Raw genomic sequence first — 21,671 nt, 5'->3', positions numbered from 1 at the left:
CCCTGGCTCAGGGCTGGACCAGCACCACGCACGACTCCCCGGGCACCTGCAGCAGCCCGTCCGGGCCCGGTGCCGCCACCGGGTCCCAGGCGGCGAGCACCCGCACCCGCCCGGTGCCCAGCGGGATCGCCGCCGGCTCCTTGCCCAGGTTCACCGCCACCCGCACGTCCCCGCGCCGGAACGCCAGCCAGCGGGCCTCCTCGTCGTACGCCACCTTCGTGTCCGCCAGGTCGGGATCGGTGAGGTCCGGCTGCTCCCGGCGCAGCTCGATCAGCCGCCGGTACCAGGCCAGCACGCGCGCGTGGGGCTCGCGTTCCGGCTCCGACCAGTCGAGACAGGACCGCTCCCGGGTCGCCGGGTCCTGCGGGTCCGGTACGTCCTCCTCGGCCCAGCCGTGCTGCGCGAACTCCCGCCGCCTGCCCCGCCGTACCGCGTCGGCCAGCTCCGGATCCGTGTGGTCGGTGAAGAACTGCCAGGGCGTGCCCGCCGCCCACTCCTCGCCCATGAACAGCATCGGCGTGAACGGTGCGGTCAGCGTGAGCGTTGCCGCGCAGGCCAGCAGACCGGGGGAGAGCAGGGCGGAGAGCCGGTCCCCCTGAGCGCGGTTTCCGACCTGGTCGTGGGTCTGGCTGTAGCCCAGCAGCCGGTGCGCGGCCACCCGCGCGCGGTCCAGCGGCCGGCCGTGGCCGCGGCCACGGAAGCTCGAGTACGTGCCGTCGTGGAAGTAGCCGCAGGTGAGCGTCTTGGCGAGCGCGGCGAGCGGAGCGCGCGCGAAGTCGGCGTAGTAGCCCTGGGACTCGCCGGTCAGTGCGGAGTGCAGGGCGTGATGGAAGTCGTCGTTCCACTGGGCCTGCAGCCCGAGGCCGTGCTCCGCGCGGGGGGTGATGATCCGCGGGTCGTTCAGGTCGGACTCGGCGATCAGGAACAGGGGGCGGTCCAGCTCACCGGCGAGGCCGTCGACGGCCGCCGACAGCTCCTCCAGGAAGTGGCACGCGCGCGTGTCGTGCAGCGCGTGCACCGCGTCCAGGCGCAGCCCGTCGATCCGGTAGTCCCGCAGCCACGCCAGCGCGCTGCCCACGAGGTACGCGCGCACCTCGTCCGAACCGGGCGCGTCCAGGTTCACCGCGGTACCCCACGGCGTGTGGTGCGTGTCCGTGAAGTACGGCCCGAACCGCGGCAGATGGTTGCCCGACGGGCCCAGATGGTTGTGTACGACGTCCAGCACGACACCCAGGCCCAGTTCGTGCGCCCGGTCCACGAACCGCTGCAGCGCCTCGGGGCCGCCGTACGGCTCGTGCACCGCCCACAGCGACACCCCCTCGTACCCCCAGCCGTGCCGCCCCGGGAAGGGACACAGCGGCATCAACTCCACATGCGTGACGCCCAGTTCCGCCAGGTGCTCAAGACGCCCGGCGGCCGCGTCGAGGGTGCCCTCGCGGGTGTACGTGCCCACGTGCAGCTCGTAGAGCACCGCGCCCGGCAGCTCGCGCCCCGCCCAGGCGGAACGCCACGCGCGGCGCCCGTGGTCGACGACCGCGCTCAGACCGTCCGGACCGTCCGGTTGACGGCGCGACCGCGGGTCCGGCAGCACCGGACCGTCGTCCAGCGCGAACCCGTACCGCGAGCCGTCCTGTGCCTGCGCCTCCCCCGTCCACCAACCGGCGCGTCCGGAATCGCGCGCCAACGCGCGCGTGGCGCCGTCGCAATGGAGCGTCACACGGTCTGCCTGCGGTGCCCACACCTCGAACTGCACGGACGGTTCCCCTTCGTCTGCTCACCGTGATGTAGCCCGTCCATCGTGCCGCGAAAGCGATCAATCCGCTTTCGAATCCGCCCTTTCCCGGCAGGTGTCGTGGAACGATGCGCGTGCGGTAACCGTTTCCCTCGTTTCTGGACACCACGGGTTCGCTGTCCGACAATCACCAGCGTGACGTCGTCCTTCGAGTTCCCCACGTACCCCGCGCGGTTGTCCGACGCGGAGCGCGACAAGGCGCTGCAGGTGCTGCGAGACGGCGTCGCCATGGGCCGCCTGTCGCACGACACGTTCGTACGCCGCATGGATCTCGCGCTGGCCGCCCGCCGCGCCGACGAACTCGCCGCCCTCACCGCCGACCTGCCCCGCGAGAACCGCCTCTCTCGCGCGGTCCTCGGCACCGTCGAGGCCGTCTCCGGCTTCACCGTACGGCTGCGCCGGGCCTGGCAGGCCGAGCGGCTGCCCAAGCTGCGGCTGCCGCACCCGGCGAACGGCCATCCGCTGCGCATCGGCCGCGACCCCGCGAACGGGCTGCGCCTGAACCACGAGACCGTCTCCCGCGTGCACGCCGAACTGCGCCGCCAGGGCGGCATGTGGGTCCTCAGGGACCTCGGGTCCACCAACGGCACCACGGTCAACGGCCGCCGTGTGGTGGGCGCCGTCGTGGTCCGCGAGGGCGACCAGGTCGGCTTCGGACGGATCGCCTTCCGGCTCTCGGCGGACTGAGACACCGTCCCGCATTCGAACTGACGCACCGCTGTGCGCCCGTACGGTCCCGTTCGGGTGAGTCGGGGTGCGGAACGCGGGCCGCCGCGTCGATGCTTCGGGAATGACGTACATCACCCGAGCGACGGCGGCGGCAGGCGCCGTGCTGGCCTCCGTCGGTCTCCTCGCCGCGGGCCCGGCCCAGGCCGCACCCCGCGACAGCCTTCACGGCAACTGGCTCGACCTCACCGTCACCCGCGGCGACGCCCAGACCGGCTACACGCGCGGCACGCTGCTGCTGTGCGACCCGCCCCTCGGACACCCGCGCGCGGCCGAGGCCTGCACCGAACTCGCGGCCGCCCACGGCGACATCGCGCGCATCCCGGCCAAGAAGGTCTTCTGTCCGATGATCTTCGCTCCCGTGACCGTCCACGCGCGCGGGCAGTGGAACGGACGGCCGGTCGACTACCAGGAGACGTACTCCAGCAAGTGCGTCATGAACGCGCGGACGGGAGCGGTCTTCGCCCTGGACGGCTGAGCCCCGCAGCGCGGCGGGCGCGGGAAGCGCGTGAGGGTCGGCGTGGAGGCCTCACGCCGCCCGTTCACGGGCCTGCTGGGCGGCTACGAGCACGGTCCGGGACTGGTGCTCCACCTGGTTCTCCAACGGCACCCAGCGGGCCCGGAAACGCTCCGCGAAGGACTCGCACCAGGAGGCGACCAGCTGTTCGAGCCGGGGCGCCGCCCGGTCGTCCGTCTCCCGCAGCACCCGCAGCAGCATCGCCGCCGCCCGCAGCGGCAGCCGCCGTCCGAAGGCGTCCACACTGCCGACGTACGCCATCGTCGTGGCGGCCGGCGGTGTGTGGATCCAGTCCTGCGCCAGGCCCGGTATCAGCTCCAGCGCCCACTGCGAGGCCCGCAGCAGCGGCCCGTCCGCACCCTCCAGCCGGGGCAGCGCCTCGGCGAGCACCCGCTCCACCTCCAGCGAGTCCCGCAGCAGCCGCTGGGCCAGGCGGTGCATCGCCGCCACCGGTGCCGGGTGCGGCGCCGGGTCGTCCACCAGGTCGCTGGCCCACATCGGCACCTCCACCACGGCCGTCAGACCGCCGTAGCGGTGCGCGTGGTACCAGGTGCTGTGCCGGGCGTCGTCCGGCAGGCTCGGATAGGCGACGCCCGTTTCCGGGCCGGGCATCACATGCACCCCGGGCCCCGAGGCAGGCCAGCCCGCGGCGTCCGAGGCGCCCGTCTCGACCGGGATGTGCAGCTCGGCGGCGGACTTGGCGAACGGCTCCGCGAGGCCCGGCACGTCCTTCGTCAACTGCACCCAGCTGCCGCCCAGATCGGTGCCGTGCAGGGTCACCTGGAGGTAGGGGCGCAGTTCGTCGATCACCCTGGTCAGGGTTCGGGTCTCGGGCGGCAGGCGGTCCGGCGGGAGCACCGCCGGGGACCACTCCGGCTGCTCCGCGCCGGTCGGCCGGTAGAAGCCGAGGTGGTAGTCGAGCAGGCTGCGCGGGGCCGGGGTCACATGCAGGCTCGCGCCGTCCGGGTCGGCGCAGAGCAGGAAGTGCCAGGAGGTGCCGGTCCGCAACTCCCGCTCGGCCAGCACGCGTTCGGCCAGGACCCGGAGGGTGGAGCCGCCCGTCGGCTCGTTGGCGTGGGCGCCCGCGACGACCAGCACGGCGCGGCGGGCGTGTCCCACCGACAGCAGGTGCAGGGGCCGGCCGGCTCGCGAGACGCCCACCTGTCTGAGCGAGCACAGCCCGGGCTCCTGAGCGGCCAACGCCCGTGCGGAGGCGATCAGTTCGGGAACGCTGGGGTAGCGCAGCTCCGGCAGGAGACTCACCCCCGACTTGTCCGCCCGGCTTCGCCCTCCCAGTGCCGCACGGCATGGGTGAACTGTCAAGCATCCGGCGGGGAGGCTCCAGGGGGCGCCCGGACGCATTCACGGGCGGTACCGGACCGCCGCGATCCGGGGGCTCACTGCTGGTGCAGGCCGCGTCCCGCGAGCGTCAGGAACACCTCGCCCACCGCCTCCGACAGCGTGGGATGCGCGTGCACGTGCCGGGCCACGTCCGAGGGCTGGGCGTCCCAGCCGACGATCAGCTGGCTCTCGGCGATCATCTCCGACACATTCGGGCCCACCAGGTGCACACCGAGCACCTGCCCGCCGCCGGCCTCGGCGACCACCTTCACCATGCCGCCCTGCCCGTGCACCATCCCCTTGGCGACGGCGGTCAGCGGCATCGTGTTGACCTCGACCTCGTGCCCACGCGCGCGTGCCTCCGCTTCGCCGAGCCCCACGGAGGCGGTCTGCGGCGACGAGTACGTCACCCGGGGCACCGCCGCGTAGTCCACCGGAGACGACGGCAGCCCCGCCAGCGTCTCCGCCACCAGCAGGCCCTCCGCGAAGGAGGCGTGGGCCAGGCCGAGCGAGGGCGGCGGCAGCAGGTCGCCCACGACATGGATGCCGGGCACGGCCGTCTCCAGCCGGCTCCAGTCCGCCGGTGCGACGAATCCCCGCTCGTCCGTAGTCAGGCCGGCGGACGTGAGGTCCAGGCCTTCGGTGACCGGGACCCGGCCGACGGCCACCAGCAGCCGCTCCGCCTCCACGGTCCGGGTCTCCCCGCGCGCGGTGCGCACACGGGCGCGTACGCCGTTCTCCAGCACCTCCGCGTCCAGCAGCCGCGCGCCCGCCTGCACGTCCACGCCCCGCTTCTTCAGCCCGCGGGTCAGATGCCGGCTCACGTCGGTGTCCTCCAGCGGCACGATCCGGTCGGCGGCCTCCACGAGGGTGACCTCCGCGCCCATCGACCGGTGGAAGGAGGCGTACTCCACCCCGATCGCACCCCCGCCCAGCACCAGCACGGACCCGGGGAGCCCGGGCGCGAACAGCGCGTCGTCACTGGTCACCACGCGCCGTCCGTCAGACACGAGTCCCGGGAGCGTGCGCGGTCGCGAGCCGGTGGCAAGGACGATTCCCCGGCGCGCGGTGAAGTCGTGCACGCCGGGCGTGGAACCTTCGTGCACATCCTCCACGCGTACCGTGCGTGCCCCGGTCAGCCGCGCGCTGCCCCGCACCACCCGCACGCCCGCGTGTGCCAGATGTGCCTCCACGCCCTTGTGGTTGCGCGCCACGATGTCGTCCCGTGTGGCCGTGAGCGCCGGCCAGTCCACGGATTCCAGCGTCGCCTTCACGCCCCAGCGTTCGCGGGCCTCGGCGATGCCGTCGACGAGTTCGGCGGCGTGCAGCATCGCCTTGCTCGGGATGCAGCCCCGGTGCAGACAGGTTCCGCCGACCTTGTCGCGCTCGACCAGCACGACGTCGAGCCCGAGGGAGGCGGCGCGCAGGGCGGTGCTGTACCCGCCCGTGCCCCCGCCGATGACGATGACGTCCGGTGTGTTCATGCTCATGGCCCCACCCTCCGCCCGCCCCTTGCCATGAGTCCAAGGCAATGTTCTTGTGGAACCCATGCAGGATCTTCATGGGAAGGAGCGGAGTTGAGCCTGCGACAGATGGAGTACTTCCTGACGGTCGTCGAGGAGGCGTCCTTCACACGCGCGGCGGAGCTGCTCCACGTCACCCAGCCCGCGCTCTCGCACCAGATCAAGGCCCTGGAGAAGACGGTCGGTGGCGCCCTGCTGGAGCGCATGCCGCGCGGAGTGCGCCTCACCCCGATGGGCCGCGCCTTCCTGCCGCACGCCGAACTCGCCGTCCGCAGCGCCGCCCAGGCCTGTCGCGCGGCCCGCGCCGCCGCCGGCGCCGAGGGCGGTGAGCTGCACATCGCGGCCCTGCACTCCATCGCCGTCGGCGCCCTCCCCGACGTCTTCGCCCGCTGGCGTACGGCCCACCCCAGGGTCCTGCTGCGGCTGCACGAGTACGCCACCTCCGAGGCCCTGGAGGAGGCGGTCCAGCGCGGCACCGCCGACCTCGCGATCGGCCCGGAGCCCGTCGGCGCGCCCGGCACCGTCGTACCGGTCGGCGAGGAGGAACTCGTCCTCGTCGTGCCCTTCGACGACCGGCTCGCGGGCCGTACGAGGGTGACGCTGCCCGAACTCGCCGACCGCGCCTGGATCCGCTGCGCCATGGAACCCGTCGTTCACGGCGAGCGCTTCCTCGACTGGGCGTGCGGACGGGCCGGATACCGCCCCCGGACGGCCGTGTGGACCGAGCACACCTCCACGGCCGTGCGCATGGCTGCCGCCGGGGTCGGGGTGTGCGTGGCGCCCGCCCACGTCGTACGGGGTGCCGTCGGCGAGGACTGCGTCGTCCTCACCCCCGACCCGGCCTGGAAACGCGCCCTGACGATCTACGCGCGCGTACCGCCCACCGGGGCCGCCGAGGCCTTCGTGGATCTCCTGCGTGCCACGTGGCCCTTGCTGGGGGCGGCCGTCGTCCGGGAGTACGAGGAGTGCGACGTGCCCGTCGCGCGGGCCGGCTGAGCGGGCGTCAGCACCTCACTCCTCGGCTGTCCGCTCCAGCAGCGCCACCGGCAGCCCTTCGAGAAGGTCCGCCACGCGCGCGTGTCCTGTGAACTCCCGTCCCGGGGTCAGTACGTCCGCCCAGCGCCCCGGCGGCAGGTCCAGCCGTGTCTCGCGCCAGCCGCCCGACTCCGCCAGTCGCAGGGACAGCCGGGTCACCGCCGTGATCACCGCTCCGGAGCGTGCGAACGCCACGCAGTGCTCCGCTGCCGGCCCGTCCGCGGTGAGCGGGGCGTACGTCGCCGACGGGCCGAAGGCGTCGGGCCGCCGTGCGCGCAGCCGTAGCGCGGCCGTCGTCAGCGCGTTCTTCTCGCCGGGCGCCGCGGGGGGAAACGGCACCGGTCGCCGGTTGTCCGGGTCCACCAGTGCCCGGTACTCGCCCTCCGTGCCCTGGTACAGGTCCGGCACGCCCGGCATCGTCAGATGGACCAGCGCGGTGCCCAGGACGTTGGCCCGGACGTGCGGCTCCAGCGCCTTGCGGAAGGCGGTCACCCGCTCCCCCGGCGGTCCGCAGGGCCCGGCCGTGACGAAGGCCGCCACCGCGTCCTCGTAGGGCGGCTCCTGCTCCGTCCAGCTCGTGTACATGCCGGCCTCGCGCACATGCTTCAGCAGCGCCCCCTGGACCCGCTCCTCCTCCGCCGGGCCCAGCCCGAACACCGTCTGCCAGGCCGCCCAGGCCAGCTGCCCGTCGGGCACGCCCTCCTCGGCCAGGGTCACCTCGGCGAGCAACTCCGCCCAGCGGTCCGGGCATTCGGTGAGCACCGCGAGGGCCGCGCGCACATCGGCGCTGCGCTTGGTGTCGTGGGTGGACACGACCGTGCCGGTGGCCGGCCAGTCGCGCTGCACGCGCGCGCAGTACGCGTGGAAGTCCTCGGGGGACACGCCGGGCGCTCCCGGATCGCCGCCCACCTCGGCCGCCGACAGCAGCGGGACATAGCGGTAGAACGCCGTGTCCTCCACGGCCTTGGCGCGCAGCGCCGACGCGGTCTGCGCGAACCGGGCGCGGAACTCCGCCCGGCCGGCGTGGTCCGTCGCCGGCCCGCCACCGGGCGCCTCGACCAGCAGCCGGCGCACGATGCCGACGGCCTCGGCCTCCTCGGACACCACGAAGGCCAGCCGGGCCTCCTCGGCGGCCTCCTCGGTGACGACGGCGGCCGCGTCACCGGAGGCGTAGGGGCGGTACACCCGCAGCCGGACCAGCAGCTCCTCCAGGGCCGTGCGCAGAGCCCAGGGCGCCCGGTCGCGCAGCGAGAGGTCCGGGGAGGCGGCGCACAGCCGGGCGGCCACCCGGGTGAGCCGGTCGGTCTCGGCGGCCAGCTCGTGCGTGATCACCTTGTAGGCGGCCCGCCGCACCGTGGCCTCCCAGTTGCCGCCCCGGTCCGTCTGCGGCGCCGCGAACGCCCGGTACCGACCGAGCAGTCGATACGCCCCGGTGTGATCCGTGAACAGGCCGTCGACGTGGCGCAGGGCGTCGTAGCCCGTGGTGCCCGCGACGGGCCAGGAGGCGGGCAGGTGCTCACCGTCGGCGAGGATCTTCTCCACGACCGTCCAGCGCCCGCCGGTCGCCTCGTGCAGCCGCTCCAGGTAGCCGTCGGGGTCCACCAGCCCGTCGGGATGGTCGATCCGCAGCCCGTCGACCACGCCCTCCGCCAGCAGCTGCAGGATCTTGGCATGGGTGGCGTCGAACACCTCCGGGTCCTCGACCCGCAACCCGATCAGCTCCGAGATGCTGAAGAAACGCCGGTAGTTCAGCTCGGTGCGGGCCAGCCGCCACCACACGGGGCGGTACCACTGCGCGTCCAGGAGCTGCGGCAGCGGCAGTTCCTCGGTGCCCACTCGCAGCGGGAACGCGTGCTCGTGGTAGCGCAGGACACCGCCGTCGACCACCAGGTGGTCCAGCTCCGTCCCGACCGGTCCGCCGAGCACGGGCAGCAGGAGGCGTCCGCCCTGCGCCTCCCAGTCGATGTCGAACCAGCGCGCGTAGGGCGACCCGGGCCCCTCGCGCAGTACCTCCCACAAGGCGTGGTTGTGCCGCGGTGCCATGGCCATGTGGTTCGGCACGATGTCCACCACCAGGCCCAGGCCGTGCTCCCGAGCGGTGTGCGCGAGCGCGCGCAGTCCCTCCTCGCCGCCCAGTTCCTCGCGCACGCGCGCGTGGTCCACGACGTCGTAGCCGTGCATGGAGCCCGGAACCGCCTCCAGGACCGGCGACAGGTGCAGGTGCGAGACGCCTAGCGACGCCAGGTACGGTACGGCCGCCGCGGCGGCGGCGAACGGGAACGCGGGCTGGAGTTGCAGCCGGTAGGTGGCCGTGGGCACCCCCGGTCCGGGTCGCGCAGAAGTCATGGAAACCTACGTACCCAGCCCGCCGCCTTTCGTGTCATCGCCCCCTGCACGCACCCACGCGCGCGTGCCTAGCTTCGAGTGATGGGGACGAAGAGACGGCTCTGGACACGGCACGGCACGCTCGACACGTACCGCGAGGTGATCGGCCTGACCGGGCCGCTGCTGCCCTGCGTGTCGTTCCTGGGGCGGCTGCCGACCGCCACCATCCAGTTCGGCAGCGTGCTGCTCGTCGCCCGCACGAGCGGTTCGCTGGCCGCCGCGGGACTGACCGGCGGCGCGCTCGCCCTCGGCCAGGTGGCCTGCGGGCCGCTGGTGGGGCGGCTCGCGGACCGGCACGGCCAGCGGACGGTCGTGCTCGCGTTCTCGCTCGCCAACGCGCTGGCCGTGGCCGCCCTGGTCACCGGCGCCCTGGCCGGCCTGCCCACGCCCGTCCTGGCCCTCCTGGGGGCCGCGGCCGGCGCCACCGTGCCGCTCGTGGGCCCGCTGGCCCGCACCCGACTGGTCGCCCTCGCCCGCCGCGCGGGCGCCCCCGAGGCGACCGTCGGCACCGCCCTCTCCTTCGAGAGCACCCTGGACGAACTGTCCTTCGTCCTCGGCCCGGCCCTGGTCGGCCTGGCCGCGGTCCTCGCCCACCCGGCGTACGCGCTGGCCGGCGCGGCCGTCCTGGTGGCGGTGTGCGGCAGCGCCTTCGCCCTGCATCCGACCGCCAGGGCCGCCGCCCCCGAGTCTCATGACCCGGCACGCGCACGGGACACCGTCCCGGATGGGACGGCGAAGGCTCCGTGGCCCACCCGGGTCGGTGACCGCCGGGCGCGCGCCCGTGACACCCCGCCGGATCCCGTGGTGGAGGCCGGCCACACCGCCCCGGGCGCCCACCGCCCGGCACGAGCGCCGCGCGGCGCCCATACCACGGGACGGCTCCCCATGCCCCGCTCCGTCCACGCCCTGCGCGCCGCCCTCGCCCTCCAGGGCGCCATGTTCGGTGCCTGTCAGGCCGGGATCACCGCACTCACGGCCCGGCTCGGGCAGGAGGACCAGGCGGGGCTGGTGTACGCCGCCATGGGCGTGATGAGCGCCGTCGCGGGGCTCGCCATGGCCGCCGTACCGGCGCGCTTCGGGCTCCCGGCGCGCTGGCGTCTTGGCACCGGGGCCGCGCTCGTGCTGTCGCTGCCCCTGCTGCGGACCGACGGGATGACCGCCCTGTACGCCGTCGTCACCGTCCTCGGGATCGCCTACGCCCCGCACCTGATCACGGTGTTCGGGCTCACCGAGCGCGCGGTACCGCCCGCCCGGCTGTCCGAGGCGATGGCCTTCGCGACCAGCGCCCTGGTCGGCGGCCAGGCCCTCGCGGTCGCCGTCACCGGCCGCCTCGCCGAGTCCTACGGCCCCTCGGCGGCCTTCGCGGCGGCGAGCACGGCGGCCGCGCTCACCTTCGCCATCGCCCTGACGGCCCGTCCGACGGCGTACTCGGCGGCGTGCCCGGCGACACACCCGGGGCAGCCCGGAAACGCCCCCCACGCGCGCGTGGAGGGCGAACGGGAGCGGACGACCCCCTGAACGCTAGGCGGGCCGCTGCAGCACCGTCAGGCTCCGGTCCGGCAGGGTGATGCGGTCGCCGGCCGCGACCTTCGCGCCCGTCCCCGGCGGCACCTCGTCCGTGCGGGCCGTGTCGACGACGACCTGCCACTGCCGGCCGTGGTCGACCGGCACCAGGAAGTCCAGCGGCCCGGGCGAGGCGTTGAACATCAGCAGGAACGAGTCGTCGGCGATCCGCTCCCCGCGCGGACCGGGCTCGGAGATCGCGTTGCCGTTCAGGAACACCGTCAGCGCCGACGCCTGCGCCGAGTCCCAGTCCCGCTGCGTCATCTCGGCGCCCTCGGGGGTGAACCAGGCGATGTCGGACAGCTCGTCGTGGGTGCCCTCCACCGGCCGCCCGTGGAAGAAGCGCCGTCGGCGGAACACCGGGTGGTCCCGGCGCAGCCACACCATCGCGCGGACGAACTCCAGCAGGTCGCCCTCCACGGACTCCGGCCACTCCACCCAGGACAGCTCGTTGTCCTGGCAGTAGGCGTTGTTGTTGCCGCGCTGGGTGCGGGCGAACTCGTCGCCGTGGCTGATCATCGGCACGCCCTGCGACAGCATCAGCGTGGCGACGAAGTTCCGCATCTGGCGGGCGCGCAGCCCGAGCACGTCCGGGTCGTCGGTCTCGCCCTCCACGCCGCAGTTCCAGGACCGGTTGTGGCTCTCGCCGTCCCGGTCGTCCTCGCCGTTGGCCTTGTTGTGCTTCCGGTCGTACGAGACGAGGTCATGCAGCGTGAAACCGTCGTGGCAGGTCACGAAGTTGATGGAGGCGAGCGGGCGGCGGCCGTCGTCCTGGTAGAGGTCCGAGGAGCCGGTCAGCCGGGAGGCGAACTCGGCGAGCGCCCGTGGCTCGCCGCGCCACAGGTCCCGGACGGTGTCGCGGTACTTGCCGTTCCACTCGGTCCACAGCGGCGGGAAGTTGCCCACCTGGTAGCCGCCCTCGCCCACGTCCCACGGTTCGGCGATCAGCTTCACCTGGGAGACCACCGGGTCCTGCTGCACCAGGTCGAAGAACGACGACAGCCGGTCCACCTCGTGGAACTGCCGGGCGAGGGTCGCCGCGAGGTCGAAGCGGAAGCCGTCGACGTGCATCTCGGTGACCCAGTAGCGCAGCGAGTCCATGATCAGCTGGAGGACGTGCGGGGACCGCATGAGCAGCGAGTTCCCGGTGCCCGTGGTGTCCATGTAGTAGCGGGGATCGTTGGCGAGACGGTAGTACGACGGGTTGTCGAGGCCCTTGAAGGACAGGGTCGGGCCCAGGTGGTTGCCCTCGGCGGTGTGGTTGTAGACGACGTCCAGGATGACCTCGATGCCGGCCTCGTGCAGCGCGCGGACCGCCGACTTGAACTCCAGGACCTGCTGGCCGCGGTCGCCCCAGGAGGCGTAGGCGTTGTGCGGGGCGAAGAAGCCGATGGTGTTGTAGCCCCAGTAGTTGCTCAGGCCCAGGTCGGCCAGCCGGTGGTCGTTCACGAACTGGTGCACGGGCATCAGCTCCAGCGCCGTGACGCCCAGCTTGGTCAGGTGTTCGATGATCGCCGGGTGCGCGAGCGCCGCGTACGTGCCGCGCAGTTCCTCCGGCAGGCCGGGGTGGCGCATGGTCAGGCCCTTCACATGGGCCTCGTAGATCACCGTGTGGTGGTACTCGGTGCGCGGGAGCCGGTCGTCGCCCCAGTCGAAGTACGGGTTGATCACCACCGAGGTCATGGTGTGCGGCGCCGAGTCCAGGTCGTTGCGCCGCTCCGGGGCGCCGAAGTGGTAGCCGTACACCTCCTCGCCCCACCGGACGGCCCCGCTGATCGCCTTCGCGTACGGGTCGAGCAGCAGCTTCGCCGAGTTGCAGCGCAGTCCGCGCCCGGGGTCGTACGGGCCGTGCACCCGGAACCCGTACCGCTGTCCCGGCATGACGCCCGGCACGTACGCGTGCCGCACGAACGCGTCGCTCTCGCGCAGTTCCACCGCCGTCTCCGAGCCGTCGTCGTGCAGCAGACACAGCTCTACTCGGTCCGCGGCCTCCGTGAAGACCGCGAAGTTGGTTCCGGCGCCGTCATAGGTGGCGCCGAGCGGATACGCCTCTCCAGGCCAGACCTGCATGGACACGACTCTTCCAGGTGTGCCGCCCCGCCGGGGCCGCGTTGGCTCCGAGTCTGCCCGAAAGTGAGGGAACCTCCTGTGACTTACGCCCCTCTTACCGTCCGACCAGTGCATACGGCGAAGGGACTACCCGCCGTGTGCCGAACCAGTGGGGCAGACACGTACTCCCGGGGATGTTGGGGGAGTAGGGGGAAGATGTGCGCGAGATAGTGCACCGCCATCTGGGCAAGGTGGTGGCGGGCGCGGCCCTGGCGGTGGCCGGGACCGCGGTGATGGTGGGGATCACCCTGCCGGGCACGGCAGGAGCCGACGAATCGGGAGGATCGGGCAGCGGCACACAGGCCGCGCAGCAGGCGGGACAGGGCCCGGACGCGGTCCAGCCCGGTGTCGTGGAGCAGGCGCCCGCCGAGGGGAAGAAGGGCACGGGCCGTGACCCGCTGACCGACGACGAGATCCAGCGCGTCGCGAAGCTCGCCCTGAACCAGCAGCTGCTGAACACGGGCGAGAACGTCGACGGCGGCCGCGGCCCGCAGCGCCTGAGCGTCGACCTCGCCGACCCGGAGGCGAACGAACTGGACGACCCGAACGCGCCGCGCCGGGCCGACGTGACCTTCTACGACTACAAGACCGACACGCTCGTCACCAAGACGGTCGACCTGGAGACCGGCAAGGTCGAGCAGACCGGCACCCAGCACGGCGTCCAGCCGCCGCTGAGCCGTGCCGAGAACGCCGAGGCGGCGAAGCTGCTGATCGCCGACCCGCTGGGCGCGGGCCTCAAGGCGGACTACAAGGACGCCACCGGCCACGAGCTGACCTCTCCGGACCAGCTGCTGCTCAACGGCGCCGTCTACCGCGCCACCCCGGGCGGCCAGCCCGCCGTGCTCGACAAGTGCGGCGAACACCGCTGTGTGCGGCTGTTCCCGAAGGTCAAGAACGGCCCCTGGATCGACGCCCGGTGGCTGGTCGTCGACCTGAGCGCCCGCAAGGTCGCCATGCTCGACCGCCGCTGAGCGGCAACCGCCACCGAGCAGCAGCCCTTCGTTCACTTTTCCAACTTGCTCGTCCTGCAAGGGAGCCACTTCGTCATGCCCGTACAGCGTTCGATCAGCGGCCTCCGGCCGCGGAGAATCAGCCGTGCCCGCGCGCGGGCGGCCGTCGGCGTCAGCGTGGCCGCACTGGCCGCCGGTGCGACGGCCGGTGCCGGACCGGCCGTCGCCCAGCCCAAGGCCGCGCCCGCGGCGGCCGCCGACTGCAGCGCCCAGTACAAGATCGAGCAGAAGCTCTCCAGCGGCACCACCTGGCGGATGTGCTGGCGCTACGACAGCAAGGCCGGCCTGGTCCTGGAGAACGTCTCGTACCAGCCCAAGGGCGAGACCAAGCCGATCAAGGTCCTCAACAGCGCCCGCCTCGCCCAGATCGACGTCCCCTACGACGACGGCAGCGTCGAGTACGACGACCTGACCGGCTTCGGCTTCGCCCAGGGCCTGGTGAACCTGGCGCCGGGCGAGTGTCCCGGCGGCACCATCAAGACCGTCCGCGTCCCGGACGCCTGGGACCCGCAGCACCCGGACGTCAACGGCCTGTGCACGACCACGCGTTCGCGCGGCCACGCCTACCGCATGCAGGGCGACAGCGCCAACAAGGTCTTCCAGGCGCAGGGCAAGGACCTGCTCGTCTACACGGTCAACCAGGTCGGCTGGTACGAGTACATGACCGAGTGGCGCTTCCAGGACGACGGCACCGTCAACATGAACGTCGGCGCCACCGGCAGCCTCTCCTACGACGACTACGACGCCGGCGACGGGCGCGGCTGGCCCATCGGCAAGGGCGCCAAGGCCTACGCCACCAGCCACAGCCACAACGTCTTCTGGCGGCTGGACTTCGGCCTCGACGGCTCCTCCAAGACGAAGGTCGAGCAGTACGACTCGGCCGTCACCGCCCCCGCCCACGGCCAGCAGGCGCCCACCAACAAGACCACCCGTACCAAGGTCGCCAAGGAACTCGCGGGCGACTACAAGACCTACCGCTGGTGGCGGATGGTCAGCGCGACGGGCAAGAACAAGGACGGGCACGCGCGTTCGTACGAGATCGTCCCCGGCCCCACCACCAAGTACCCGGGCCGCAGCTTCACCAAGCACGACGTGTACTTCACCGAGTACAACAAGTGCGAGCAGTTCGCCAGCAACAACCCGGGCGCCTGCCCGGCCGGTGCGGGCAAGTCCGTCGACAAGTGGGTCAACGGCCAGGCCCTCACCCACCCGGTGGTCTGGATGAACGTCGGCTTCCACCACATAGCCCGGGACGAGGACCAGCAGCCCATGCCCATCCACTGGCAGGGCTTCGCCATCTCCCCGCGGGACGTCACGGCTATGAATCCGCTCACTCCCGACGCACTGGCATGGCAGAACGGCCATTGGCGCCCGCGCAGTTGAGAAACCGACCTGTCCATCCGGCTGCATCGCCGACCGCTCCCGGAGTACCCTTCCTTGATCGTTGAGACGGGGAAGGCCCAGGGTGGCGGAAGGCGGTGCACGGGTGGGCTCGGGAGGCCTGGAGCTGCCCCCTGGTGACGAGAGTCACGAGGGGAACTCCACAGACGTCCCGCCCGGCGCGGTGTCCCTGGCCCGCCCGATGGACGCGACAGGGTCCATCGGGCCGGAACTGGAGTGGGACGCCGACGCCTGGCTCGAGGTGCGCACCCGCGCCCAGCGGGCGGGCCGGGCCTACATCTGGCTGAACCTCGTCGAACAGCGGCTGCGCGCGGTCGTGGCCGCCGTGCTGCGCCCCATCTACGAACCCGTCCACGGCGACGAGTGGGTGGTGGCCGCGGCCGGGCCCGCCGGACAGGAGTGGGTGCAGCGGGCGGTCGCCGTCCGCGAGGTCAGCCGCCGCAAGGGCTATCTGCTCGACCCGGCCGACGACAACGTGCTCAGCTTCCTCACGCTGCCGCAGCTGCGCGAGCTGATGGTGCAGCACTGGCCGTGCTTCGAGCCGTACTTCGACGAGCGCCGCGACCTCGAACTCGCCCTGGACGAGCTGGAGGTGACCCGCAACGTCGTCTCCCGCAACCGGGCCCTGTCCGGGGCGGTCCTGGACCAGGCCGAGCGGGCCTCGGCCCGGCTGCTGGAGGTGCTCGGCGCGGGCGGCGACGTGCCCTCCGCGCGCAGGCTGCCGGTCGACGCGGTCGAGGACCTGGTCGGCGACCGGTACGCGGACGTCGTCGCCGTCCACCCCGACCGGGTGCGGCTGATGCGACAGTTCCCGGCCGAGGACATCTTCGGGGGCGCCCGCCGCCTCGACGCCATCGGTATCGGCCTCAACCTGCTGGTGCAGAACTTCTCCGGACGCCGCCTGGTCCGGCTCGCCGAGTCCGGCTGCCGGGTACGGCTGCTCTTCCTCAACCCGGCCTCCAGCGCGGTCAAGCGCCGTGAGCGGGAACTCGGGATGAAACGGGGCGAACTGAGCCGGTCCGTCGAGATGAACATCCTGCACATGCGCCGGGTGCGGTCCCGGCTGCGCGACCCCGGCGCCTTCGAGATCCAGGTCTACGACGAGACGCCCCGCTTCACCGCCTACCTCGTGGACGGCGACGGCGCCGACGGCATCGCCGTCGTGCAGTCCTATCTGCGCGGGGCGCGCGGCATGGAGTCGCCGGTGCTGGTGCTGCGCAACGGCAGCAAGCTGGTCAAGTCGGACGATGTGCTGGAAGCCGGGCTCTTCCCGACATACCGCGAGGAATTCGAGCTGGCCTGGGCGGATTCGCGCCCGGTGTCCTGAGCCGTCCACCCCGGCAAGCGGAACGCGGTCCTCGGATTGTCAGTGCCGCGTGCGATGGTGGAAGCCACTGGGGGAAAGCACCACCAAGAAGGGGGGCCGCCCATGGGCTGGCACCGGGAGCTGCTGATCGGCTTCGACCTGGAGACGACCGGGACCGATCCGCGTGAGGCGCGCATCGTCACCGGCGCGGTGATCGAGGTCAGGGCCGGTGAGCCCATGGGGCGCCGGGAATGGCTGGCGGATCCGGGCGTGGAGATCCCGGCCGACGCGGTCGCGGTCCACGGCATCAGCAACGAACGCGCGGCGGCCGAGGGCAGCCCGGCCGACCAGGTGGCCGACGCCATCGCGGACGTCCTGGTCTCCTACTGGCAGGCGGGTGTCCCGGTCGTCGCCTACAACGCGGCCTTCGACCTCAGCCTGCTCTCCGCTGAGCTGCGCAGGTACGGCCTGCCGTCCCTCTCCGACCGGCTCGGCGGCCGCGCCCCGGCGCCGGTCGTCGACCCCTACACCATCGACCGCTGGGTCGACCGCTACCGCCGCGGCAAGCGGAACCTGGAAGCGGTCTGCGCCGAGTACGGCATAGTCCTCGACGCGGCCCACAACGCCTCGGCCGACGCCCTCGCCGCGGCCCGTCTCGCCTCCGCGATAGCCGACCGCCACCCGAAGATCGCGTCCCTGGGTCCGGCCGAACTGCACCGCAGACAGATCGACTGGTACGCCGAGTGGGCGGCGGACTTCCAGGCCTTCCTGCGCCGCAAGGGGGACGCGGACGCGGTGGTCGACGGGGTCTGGCCGCTGCGGGAGCCGGCGGACCTGGCGGACGAAAAGGTCTGAGCCGGGCGGTCGAGCCGGGGGATCACGCCGGTGCGGGGCTCGCGATGCGGGCCACCCGCGGCTCGGCGAGCCTCGCGTAGTCGGTGCCGGTGAGACAGAGCGAGCGGTCGAGCCGGGCGGCGTTGAAGTACAGCCACGGCTGGGCGACGACATCCGGGTCGGCGACGAGTTCGAGCTCGGGATCGAAGCTGAACGGCAGCACGGTGCCGGGCACCGAGCGGGCGAGCCGCTCGGCGGTGTCGGCATCGCTGAAGCCGACGTATCGGGCCTCGAACAGCGCCCGCACGGCGTCCAGATCGACCCGCCGGTCCCCGGGGACGACCGCGAGGACGTGGCGCGTGGTGCGGCGGTCGACCTTGACCCGCAGCACGATGCACTTCGCGGCCTGGCTCACCGGATGGCCGCGCAGCGCGCTGACGTCTTCGGTGGCGCCCTCGGGCGCGTGGTCGATGAGGCGGTAGTCGACGTGGGAGGCGTCGAGGAGGGAGATCAGATGCTGGTAGGTGTCGGGGTCGGGCATGGGGCGTCTTCTCCGGTCCTCTCGGGGGACATGGCGGGCGCGAATGCCCTGGCCGTGTCGGTGGTCCTGCTGCTGATGGCACTCTCGGTGGCCTCGGTGGCCTCGGTGGCCTCGGTGGCCGCGGCGGTCCGGTGGGCGCGTTCCACGGCCTGGCCCCAGTACGTACCGGAGACCATCAGGGCCGCACCCAGGGCGGTGAGCGGGGTGAGATGTTCGCCGCCGAGGGCGATGCCCACCGCCGCGGCCCAGACGGGCTCGGTGCCCAGCAGCAGACTGGCCCGGCTGGCGGAGGTGCGCTGCACCGCCCAGGTCTGGGCGAGGAAGGCGAACACGCTGCAGAAGAGAGCGAGATAGACCAGCTGGGTCCAGGTCGCCGCGTCGGCCCGGGCGAGTACCGGAAGGTCGCGGGCGGCGGGGGCGAGGAACAGGGCCGTGCCGACCAGGGTCTGCAGCGTCGTCAGGTGCAGCGGGCGGATCGCCCTGCCCGCGGTGAGCCGGCCGACGAGGGCCACGTGCACTGCCCGGACGCAGGCCGCGGCGAGCATCAACAGGTCCCCGAGGCGGGGCGCGTGGAAGCCGTTTCCGGACATGAGCAGAGCGACGGCCAGGACACATACGCCGGCCGCGGCGAAGAAGGCGGGAGGCGGACCGCCCCGGCGCCCGGTGCGGTCGAGGAGCGGGGTGAGGACGATGGTGAGGCTGATGATCAGACCCGCGTTGGCGGCCGTGGTGTGGGCGACGCCGTACGTCTCCACGACCAGGACCGCGGCCTGGGTGACCCCGAGCGGCAGCCCCGCGCGGACCTCGTCGCGGGTCCACCCGCGCAGTCCGCCCTGGGCGGCGACAAGACCGAGGCAGGGGAGCGCGGCAAGGGCGTAGCGGGCGAACAGGACGAGGAGGACGGGCAGGGCGCCCACGGCCGTCTGGGCGGACAGATAGCTGGAACCCCAGACGAGCGCGACGAGCAGGAGTACCACGTCGGTACGGCGGGCGTCGGTCACCCGCCCACGGTGCACCAGCCACCTATCTGAAGCCCAGAACCACTTTCTTAAACGATCTTTTAGTAGGCCTACATCGCCGCTCTACACTGACGGGATGGACGAGCGGCAGCTGAGGATCCTGCGGGAGCTGGGCGAGCTGGGCAGTGTCACCGCGGTCGCCGAGGCACTGCTGGTGACGCCGTCGGCGATCTCGCAGCAGCTGCGGCTGCTGCAGCGCTCGATCCCGGTGCCGCTCACCGAGCGGCAGGGGCGGCGCCTGGTGCTCACCGACGCCGGGCAGGCGCTGGCGGACGCGGCCGTCGAGGTGGAGTCTGCGCTGGCACGGGCCCGGCACGCGGTCGAGGAGTTCGTCGGCAGGCCGGACGGCGAGGTGTCGGTGGCGGCGTTCCACAGCGCGGGTGCCGCGTTCTTCCCGCTGTTGCTGCGCGCCCTCGCCGGGCCGGACGCGCCGACGGTGGCGCTCGCCGACGAGGACGTACCGCAGGAGGACTTCCCCCGGCTGACCCGCGCGTACGACCTCGTCCTCGCCCACCGCCTGGACCACGCCCCGCCCTGGCCGCGCACGGTGACCGTGACCACGCTGCTGCACGAGCCGCTGGACGTGGCGATGCCGGCCGGCCATCCGCTCGCCGCCAAGCGGCGGGTGACGCCGCGTGACGTCGCCGACCTGCCGTGGATCACCGTGCACGACGGGTTCCCGGTCCTGGCCACCATCGAGGCCATCGCCGCGGCGGCCGGCCGGCGGCTCCATCTGGCCCATCGCATCAACGAGTTCGCGGTGGTCGCCGAGGCTGTCGCCGCCGGGGGCGGAATCGCGCTGATGCCGCGCTGGACCATGCGCCCGCATCCGGCGCTGGTCCTCCGGCCGCTCAGCGGCGTCCAAGCCACCCGGCACATCGACGTCCTGTGCCGCCCCGAGCGCACGGCGAGAAAGGCGGTCCGCACGGTCCTGGCGGAACTCAGGCGAGCGGCACGAACCATCCAGGGCGAGGTGGCTTGCTGAGGGGCGCGGTGGCCGTGCAGCCGCTCAGAACGGATACCAGCGCACCGTCTCGTCCCCGTCCCGCAGGGACGCCACCCGGCGCTCGAACTCGGCCAGCGCCTTGGGGTTGCTCGGCGCGTGCTGGGCCACCCACGCACAGCTGGCCGTCTCACGGGCCCCGCGGAGCACCCCGCAGCCCTCCCACTCCCGCACGTCCCAGCCGTAGGCCTCGGTGAAGGAGTCGTACGCCTCGGCGGGCAGGCCGTAGCGGTCGCGGGAGAGGGCCATGACCACCAGGTCGTGCTCGCGCAGGTCGGCCGAGAAGGTCTCCAGATCGACCAGGACCGGACCGTCGGGGCCGACGTGCACATTGCGGGGCAGCGCGTCGCCATGGATCGGCCCCGGCGCCAGACGGGGCGTCAGCGCGGCCGCGGCCGCGGCGAAGCCGTCCCGGCGCGCCCGCAGGTAGGCCGCGTCCGCGGGGTCGATCGCCGCTCCCGCGAGCCGCAGCCAGCGCTCCACACCGCCCAGCAGATCGCGGGGCGGGAGGGCGAAGGGGGGAGTGGGAAGTGCGTGCACGGTTCGCAGCAGCTGTGCCAGGTCCCGGGGCTCGGCCGGGCGTACGGGGTCGGGCAGGCGGTGCCACACGGTCACCGGGTGCCCCTCGACCAGCAGCGGTTTCGGGTCGGCCGCCCGCACCGCCGGTACGCCCGCCTCGGCCAGCCAGCCGGCGATGTCCAGCTCGCGCCGGGCCCGCTCCAGCAGTTCGGCGTCGCGGCCCACCTTGACGACGAGGTCGCCGGCGGCGAACACCGCGTTCTCACCGAGGGCGAGGAGCCGCGCTTCCCGCGCCGGGCCCGGCAGCACCTTCGCCGCGGCCAGTACGTCCCGCGCGCGTGCCTCGTCCATCGTCCGCCTCCGTGCCGTTCGTCCCGTGCCGTACGTGTCCGGTCTTCGGCAAGTCTCGCATTCGCACAGGTCGGACCGTGTGTCGGCGTCGGGGCAACGGTCTCACCGGGGCACCGGGACGTCTTCCAGGAAGAGATCCTTGCCGTCGGGCCAGAACGCGCCCCTGAGGTTGAAGGAGAGGGTCCGGGCGCCCCCCTCCTGCGGAACCGCGAGCACCTGGGCCTCGGTCCGGCGGTGCATGGGCGGCTCGAAGGTGCCCCGGTTCGAGAACGGGTCGAGCCCCAGGAGCCGGCCGCGGTCGTCGAAGACGGTGACTTTCATGCCGCGGTGGTCGTCCTCGGTGACCCGCTCGACCCGCGCGACCACCCGCAGGCAACGGCGCCCCTCGTTGGGCCCGAACGGGCCGATCTCGTGCGAGACGCGCACGACGGTGAATTCGTACCCGTACCCGCGGACCGTCCAGGGGCCCCTCCCGTGAGCGCGCGCGGTGATCGCCGTCGGCTGCGGATCGGGGGTCGCCGAGTCTTGAGGAGGGCCGGGCAGGCTGGGAAGGTCCGGCAGGCCGAGATTCGTGCCTCTGAGCCACGGCAGGGCCAACAGGACGGTCACCAGAGCGATCACGACGGCCGTGGTCCGGCCGAGCGGGGTCATGCCTTTCACGCGCAAGCCTCCACAACTCCGGCCAACAGGCCCATA

General features: G+C 73.0%; 18 protein-coding genes. 9 read left to right on the top strand and 9 right to left on the bottom strand.

The window, feature by feature from the left end; translation table 11 throughout:
* Positions 1–7: 7 nt before the first annotated feature.
* A complete protein-coding gene (gene treZ, locus CRP49_RS01240) occupies positions 8–1,753 on the bottom strand; it encodes a malto-oligosyltrehalose trehalohydrolase (protein ID WP_097251750.1) in 1,746 nt (581 codons plus the stop codon).
* A 174-nt stretch (positions 1,754–1,927) separates the two neighbouring features.
* On the opposite strand from treZ, the gene CRP49_RS01235 reads away from it, so the two are divergent.
* On the top strand, positions 1,928–2,479 hold the full coding sequence (locus CRP49_RS01235; RefSeq protein WP_097251749.1) for a DUF1707 and FHA domain-containing protein: 552 nt from the start codon (positions 1,928–1,930) through the stop codon (positions 2,477–2,479).
* Between the two features lie 103 nt (positions 2,480–2,582).
* Positions 2,583–2,996 carry an SSI family serine proteinase inhibitor gene (locus tag CRP49_RS01230; protein ID WP_097251748.1) on the top strand — a complete coding sequence of 138 codons (414 nt, stop codon included), beginning with the start codon at positions 2,583–2,585 and terminating at the stop codon, positions 2,994–2,996.
* A gap of 51 nt (positions 2,997–3,047) precedes the next feature.
* Here CRP49_RS01230 and CRP49_RS01225 read toward each other — a convergent pair whose 3' ends face one another.
* Positions 3,048–4,298 (bottom strand): M14 family zinc carboxypeptidase, encoded by a 1,251-nt coding sequence (locus CRP49_RS01225; RefSeq protein ID WP_097251747.1) that lies wholly within the window; start codon positions 4,296–4,298, stop codon positions 3,048–3,050.
* Positions 4,299–4,432: 134 nt separating this feature from the next.
* Positions 4,433–5,860 carry a dihydrolipoyl dehydrogenase gene (gene lpdA / locus CRP49_RS01220; RefSeq protein WP_179851867.1) on the bottom strand — a complete coding sequence of 476 codons (1,428 nt, stop codon included), beginning with the start codon at positions 5,858–5,860 and terminating at the stop codon, positions 4,433–4,435.
* A 93-nt stretch (positions 5,861–5,953) separates the two neighbouring features.
* On the opposite strand from lpdA, the gene CRP49_RS01215 reads away from it, so the two are divergent.
* Positions 5,954–6,895 (top strand): LysR family transcriptional regulator, encoded by a 942-nt coding sequence (locus tag CRP49_RS01215; RefSeq protein WP_097251745.1) that lies wholly within the window; start codon positions 5,954–5,956, stop codon positions 6,893–6,895.
* A 15-nt stretch (positions 6,896–6,910) separates the two neighbouring features.
* On the opposite strand, the gene treY is transcribed toward CRP49_RS01215, so the two are convergent.
* Positions 6,911–9,280 (bottom strand): malto-oligosyltrehalose synthase, encoded by a 2,370-nt coding sequence (treY, locus tag CRP49_RS01210; RefSeq protein ID WP_179851463.1) that lies wholly within the window; start codon positions 9,278–9,280, stop codon positions 6,911–6,913.
* Positions 9,281–9,361: 81 nt separating this feature from the next.
* Here treY and CRP49_RS01205 point away from each other — a divergent pair, with 81 nt between their 5' ends.
* A complete protein-coding gene (locus CRP49_RS01205) occupies positions 9,362–10,837 on the top strand; it encodes an MFS transporter (RefSeq protein WP_097251743.1) in 1,476 nt (491 codons plus the stop codon).
* Positions 10,838–10,840: 3 nt separating this feature from the next.
* Here the strand turns inward: CRP49_RS01205 and glgX are convergent, their stop codons facing one another.
* On the bottom strand, positions 10,841–12,952 hold the full coding sequence (gene glgX, locus CRP49_RS01200) for a glycogen debranching protein GlgX (protein ID WP_097257139.1): 2,112 nt from the start codon (positions 12,950–12,952) through the stop codon (positions 10,841–10,843).
* A 197-nt stretch (positions 12,953–13,149) separates the two neighbouring features.
* Here glgX and CRP49_RS01190 point away from each other — a divergent pair, with 197 nt between their 5' ends.
* The 4 genes from CRP49_RS01190 (at position 13,150) to CRP49_RS01175 (ending at position 17,563) form a co-directional block, all read left to right on the top strand.
* Positions 13,150–13,962: a Tat pathway signal sequence domain protein gene (locus CRP49_RS01190; RefSeq protein WP_097251742.1), complete on the top strand. Its 813-nt coding sequence runs from the start codon at positions 13,150–13,152 to the stop codon at positions 13,960–13,962.
* A 75-nt stretch (positions 13,963–14,037) separates the two neighbouring features.
* Entirely contained in the window at positions 14,038–15,384 is a 1,347-nt protein-coding gene (locus CRP49_RS01185) for a copper amine oxidase (RefSeq protein ID WP_097251741.1), read from the top strand.
* 103 nt (positions 15,385–15,487) lie between these two features.
* Entirely contained in the window at positions 15,488–16,729 is a 1,242-nt protein-coding gene (locus CRP49_RS01180; RefSeq protein ID WP_097251740.1) for an SAV2148 family HEPN domain-containing protein, read from the top strand.
* A gap of 102 nt (positions 16,730–16,831) precedes the next feature.
* The gene (locus CRP49_RS01175) at positions 16,832–17,563 is read left to right on the top strand and encodes a 3'-5' exonuclease (RefSeq protein ID WP_094220007.1); all 732 of its coding nucleotides are present in this window, start codon (positions 16,832–16,834) and stop codon (positions 17,561–17,563) included.
* 22 nt (positions 17,564–17,585) lie between these two features.
* On the opposite strand, the gene CRP49_RS01170 is transcribed toward CRP49_RS01175, so the two are convergent.
* Both CRP49_RS01170 and CRP49_RS01165 read right to left on the bottom strand, forming a co-directional pair.
* On the bottom strand, positions 17,586–18,083 hold the full coding sequence (locus CRP49_RS01170) for a YbaK/EbsC family protein (protein WP_097251739.1): 498 nt from the start codon (positions 18,081–18,083) through the stop codon (positions 17,586–17,588).
* The gene (locus CRP49_RS01165; protein WP_097251738.1) at positions 18,053–19,084 is read right to left on the bottom strand and encodes a DMT family transporter; all 1,032 of its coding nucleotides are present in this window, start codon (positions 19,082–19,084) and stop codon (positions 18,053–18,055) included. Before CRP49_RS01165 ends, CRP49_RS01170 begins: the two co-directional genes overlap by 31 nt.
* 94 nt (positions 19,085–19,178) lie before the next feature.
* On the opposite strand from CRP49_RS01165, the gene CRP49_RS01160 reads away from it, so the two are divergent.
* On the top strand, positions 19,179–20,087 hold the full coding sequence (locus CRP49_RS01160; RefSeq protein ID WP_097251737.1) for a LysR family transcriptional regulator: 909 nt from the start codon (positions 19,179–19,181) through the stop codon (positions 20,085–20,087).
* Positions 20,088–20,111: 24 nt separating this feature from the next.
* Here the strand turns inward: CRP49_RS01160 and CRP49_RS01155 are convergent, their stop codons facing one another.
* The gene (locus tag CRP49_RS01155) at positions 20,112–20,975 is read right to left on the bottom strand and encodes a phosphotransferase enzyme family protein (protein WP_097251736.1); all 864 of its coding nucleotides are present in this window, start codon (positions 20,973–20,975) and stop codon (positions 20,112–20,114) included.
* Positions 20,976–21,077: 102 nt separating this feature from the next.
* Positions 21,078–21,635: a hypothetical protein gene (locus CRP49_RS01150; RefSeq protein ID WP_143669944.1), complete on the bottom strand. Its 558-nt coding sequence runs from the start codon at positions 21,633–21,635 to the stop codon at positions 21,078–21,080.
* Positions 21,636–21,671 lie beyond the last annotated feature (36 nt).

This window comes from Streptomyces sp. Ag109_G2-15, assembly GCF_900215565.1.
Classification (GTDB): Bacteria; Actinomycetota; Actinomycetes; order Streptomycetales; family Streptomycetaceae; genus Streptomyces; species Streptomyces diastatochromogenes.
This window is presented reverse-complemented; position numbering and strand designations above follow the sequence as displayed.

What these genes read in the sequence shown, in the direction of transcription:
- glgX (WP_097257139.1), bottom strand. Translation starts at nt 12,952, where the DNA reads ATGCAGGTCTGGCCTGGAGAGGCGTATCCGCTCGGCGCCACCTATGAC.
- CRP49_RS01170 (WP_097251739.1), bottom strand. Translation starts at nt 18,083, where the DNA reads ATGCCCGACCCCGACACCTACCAGCATCTGATCTCCCTCCTCGACGCC.
- CRP49_RS01205 (WP_097251743.1), top strand. Translation starts at nt 9,362, where the DNA reads ATGGGGACGAAGAGACGGCTCTGGACACGGCACGGCACGCTCGACACG.
- CRP49_RS01175 (WP_094220007.1), top strand. Translation starts at nt 16,832, where the DNA reads ATGGGCTGGCACCGGGAGCTGCTGATCGGCTTCGACCTGGAGACGACC.
- treY (WP_179851463.1), bottom strand. Translation starts at nt 9,280, where the DNA reads ATGACTTCTGCGCGACCCGGACCGGGGGTGCCCACGGCCACCTACCGG.
- lpdA (WP_179851867.1), bottom strand. Translation starts at nt 5,860, where the DNA reads ATGAACACACCGGACGTCATCGTCATCGGCGGGGGCACGGGCGGGTAC.
- CRP49_RS01155 (WP_097251736.1), bottom strand. Translation starts at nt 20,975, where the DNA reads ATGGACGAGGCACGCGCGCGGGACGTACTGGCCGCGGCGAAGGTGCTG.
- CRP49_RS01185 (WP_097251741.1), top strand. Translation starts at nt 14,038, where the DNA reads ATGCCCGTACAGCGTTCGATCAGCGGCCTCCGGCCGCGGAGAATCAGC.
- CRP49_RS01230 (WP_097251748.1), top strand. Translation starts at nt 2,583, where the DNA reads ATGACGTACATCACCCGAGCGACGGCGGCGGCAGGCGCCGTGCTGGCC.
- CRP49_RS01160 (WP_097251737.1), top strand. Translation starts at nt 19,179, where the DNA reads ATGGACGAGCGGCAGCTGAGGATCCTGCGGGAGCTGGGCGAGCTGGGC.